Source organism: Parasphingorhabdus sp., from assembly GCF_049667325.1.
Classification (GTDB): Bacteria; Pseudomonadota; Alphaproteobacteria; order Sphingomonadales; family Sphingomonadaceae; genus Parasphingorhabdus.
Window position 1 is genome coordinate 1 of record NZ_JBATHY010000307.1, and the last position, 3,667, is coordinate 3,667.

A 3,667-nucleotide genomic window follows, 5' to 3' on the forward strand; every position below is an offset into this window, starting at 1 on the left:
GATATACGCCAACACGGCCAACAATGCTCCAGGTCGGCTGACAAAAAGCCTAGTCAGCGCAAATATTGAGATCATTGTCCCTATCTCAAAAATCAGCATGATTGCGCGTGCTACCGTGACCTGGCCGACTTCATCTGTGCCTAACAGCCGCAACCATCCGAATAATTGGACGTGTATCGTCTGCAATGGCTTTGTCAGTTCGCCGCGATCATGATCATATATCTGGGACAGAAAGAAAAATTCGTCCCAATTGACTTCCTGATAAACGACAAACGTCGCTTGCAGTGCTATAAACAGGGCAATAGCCGACAGAATAGCAAGTTCGACTGTTTGCAAGTCAAACCGCAGTCGTCCGTTCGCGGTTATTTTTACGTTCCAGCCGACAGCGATCATATTGCGCTTCTTTTGAAGGTCCTCGGCACTCATCCGCAGTTCGCTAGGCGCTTTTTTTACGGGATTTAGTCGGTGCGGTTCTCTGCTGGGATTCTAGCGAGACAATTGACCCCCGGTCAATCTTGTCTTCCAGATGCCGAATCCGCTCGAGCGTCTGCTCAAGCAACTGCCGATTGCGTCCAACCAGATCAGCAACCGCGCCGAACATGATAGCAACCACACCCAAAGTCATAAGCGATCCACCGATCACAATTGACTGCAGATGTCCCTGCCCTTCGCCGTTGATAAAGAACCAGATGAAGCGAACGATCGGCAACGCACCGAGTAGAAATAGCCCTGCACCGGCCATCACGAAAACCTTGAGTGGATTATACATCGCATAGGAGCGGATCATCGTTGCGGCTGTGTTGGTGATGAATTGCGGGATCGACTTGAACAGCCGCGAGGGCCGGATTGCGCCGTTGGTCCGGATCGGAACCGATATGATCGCCATCCGTTTTCGTCCCGCCTGGATGAGCATCTCCGTCGTGTAGGAAAAGCTCGAAGTTATGTTGATCTTCTGCGCGGCCGATCGACTGATTGCCCTAAAACCACTGACTGCGTCGGTGATCTGGGTGTTGGACAGTCTTTTGACGGTCGCGCTGCCGAGCATCTGGAGCAGGCGTTTGAAGGGACCGAAATGGGCGTTGTCGCGCACGCCGCGGTCTCCCACGACGATATCCGCTTCACCGGCCAGAACCGGCGCAACCAGTTTGCCGATATCCCGCCCTTCATATTGGTTGTCGGCATCGGTGTTGACAATGATATCCGCCCCTTCCGCCAGCGCCTTGTTGATTCCGGACTGGAATGCCGCCGCCAGGCCGCGGTTTGTCCGATGACGGACGATATGATGGACGCCGAATCGGCGAGCGACGTCACTGGTATTATCCTTACTGCCATCGTCGATCACCAAAATTTCAATAATGTCGATGCCGTCGATCTGCCTCGGCAAAGCGACCAAAGTTTCCGGCAGGCTTTCCGCCTCGTTATAGCAGGGAATCTGGATGATCAGCTTCATAAAATGCGCGTCCCTCAATTCGTGGCCCCACCGGAGCGGGACGTAAAAAACCGTTAAGATTCCACTAAAACCCTATGGTTAACAAAGCGTATAAATCGCTAGATTATCTAGCTTTGCGTCGGGCTTTCGGGATGATACGGTCGAATCATGACAGATACCAAATTCCGCCCCCGCCGATCCTGCCTGTACATGCCCGCGTCTAACAAGCGCGCGCTGGAAAAGGCAAAGACCCTGCCCGCCGATACTATTATCTTCGATCTGGAAGACGCGGTTGCGCCGGATGCGAAGGAAGAGGCACGCGAAAATGCCTGCGCGGCGTTACGGTCGGGTGAATATGGCAACCGGGAACTGGTTGTGCGGCTCAACGGGATGGATACACCCTGGTTCGCCGCGGACCTCAAGCAGGCCTGCGAGAGTCGGGCGGATGCAGTGCTGGTACCGAAAATATTGGACGCCGATGAGATTATTCGGATCTCCGATCTTATGGCAGATCGAAATGCAAACCTCGACACCAAGCTCTGGGCGATGATCGAGATGCCGCAAGCGATAATGAATCTCGGGGCAATTGCCGCGCTTGGCGCTCAAAAGCGGCTGACGAGCTTTGTTATGGGCTTCAACGACCTGGCAAAGGAAATGCGCGCCGAGCATGATCGCGCCAATTTCGGATCTATCATGACCCAGACAGTTATCGCCGCGCGTGCTTATGGGCTCAACATCATCGACAGCGTTTACAATGACTTCAACGATCCCGACGGCCTCGAAGCGGAATGCCTCGAAGCTAAAAAACTGGGATTTGACGGCAAGTCCCTGATCCATCCGGCACAAATAGAGACTGCCAATCGGGTTTTTGCGCCACAGCCAGAAGCCCTTGCCGAAGCCGAGGCAATAATTGCGGCATTCAAAGACCCGATCAACGCCGGAAAGGGGGTCATTGTGGTGAACGGAAAGATGACCGAGCTTCTGCACTTCAAGCAAGCCAAGCAACTGGTCGCGACTTCTGAAGCGATCGGCTCGCTGGCAAAATAGCCGGTTCGCTCTCGACAAGCCGCCAGAAAAGCGTTTAAGTGGTCAATTGAAATGGATTATGACGGGACGTCAACGCCCCGCCCTTTGGAGAGCAGATATGGAAGCATTGGAAGCAGCAGCAGGCGAAGTCAGCAAAGACGAGATCTTGAAACTTTTTCGAGCCCAGCGCGATGCGTTTCATGCCGAATTGCCGGTCAGCTACGACGCCCGGATGGACCGGATCAACCGTACTGCCCGGATGATTGTCGAAAACAAGGATGCGCTTTGCGAGGCGGTATCCAATGACTTCGGGCATCGCAGCAGCGTGCAAACCGTGATGACCGACCTGATGTCGATTGTCGGCCATGCCAAGGACCACAAGAAGAACCTGAAAAAATGGATGCGGCCGGAAAAACGCAAAATGGATTTCCCGCTCGGCCTGCTGGGTGCCAGCGGCCAGGTCGAGTTTCAGCCCAAGGGCGTGGTCGGTGTCATCGCGCCCTGGAATTTTCCGATCAATCTCGCCTTTGACCCGGCAATCGGTGCCTTTGGCGCCGGCAACAGGGTGATTATCAAATTTTCCGAATTCTGTCCCGCGACCGGCGAACTGGTCAAAAAGCTGGTCGCCGAATATTTCGCACCCGAGGAAATGACGGTTATTACCGGCGGACCGGAAACCGGCAAGTCCTTCTCGGAAATTCCCTGGGATCACCTGATCTTCACCGGCGGTGGCGAAATTGCCAAACATGTAATGGCGGCTGCCGCAAAAAACCTCACGCCGGTAACGCTCGAGCTGGGTGGCAAGTCGCCGACGATCGTCGGACCGGACGCCGATGTACACAAGGCGACCCAGCGGATCGCGATGGGCAAAATGATGAATGCGGGCCAGATTTGTCTGGCGCCCGACTATCTCCTGGTTCCGCAGGACAAGGAAGAGGCGGTCGTCGAGGGCATCAAATCGAACGTTGCCGAGCAATATCCAACCTTGATCGCCAATGACGATTACACTTCGGTGATCAATGCCCGCCACAAGGAGCGGCTGCAGGGGCTGATCGACGATGCGGTCCAAAAGGGCGCGAAACAGACGATCGTCAACCCCGGTGACGAGGATTTCTCTAATACCAACAGCAACAAGATGCCATTGACCGTGCTGCAGAATGTCAGTGACGACATGCGGGTGATGCAGGAAGAGATTTTCGGCCCGGTGCTGCC

At 54.6% G+C, this 3,667-nt stretch carries 4 protein-coding genes; 2 read left to right on the forward strand and 2 right to left on the reverse strand.

Annotated elements, in window-relative coordinates:
• Positions 1-393, reverse strand: a 393-nt coding sequence (locus WBM93_RS13265; RefSeq protein WP_424432340.1) for a hypothetical protein, incomplete at its 3' end; no start/stop codon positions are given.
• Positions 394-436: 43 nt separating this feature from the next.
• Complete coding sequence (locus tag WBM93_RS13270; RefSeq protein WP_424432341.1) at positions 437-1,450, reverse strand: glycosyltransferase family 2 protein; 1,014 nt, start codon at positions 1,448-1,450, stop codon at positions 437-439.
• Positions 1,451-1,597: 147 nt separating this feature from the next.
• Between WBM93_RS13270 and WBM93_RS13275 the strand changes: the two genes are divergently transcribed.
• Positions 1,598-2,476, forward strand: a complete 879-nt coding sequence (locus tag WBM93_RS13275) for an HpcH/HpaI aldolase/citrate lyase family protein (protein WP_424432342.1) — start codon at positions 1,598-1,600, stop codon at positions 2,474-2,476.
• Between the two features lie 97 nt (positions 2,477-2,573).
• Positions 2,574-3,667 (forward strand): aldehyde dehydrogenase family protein (locus tag WBM93_RS13280; protein ID WP_424432343.1); only part of this gene is annotated, 1,094 nt, incomplete at its 3' end.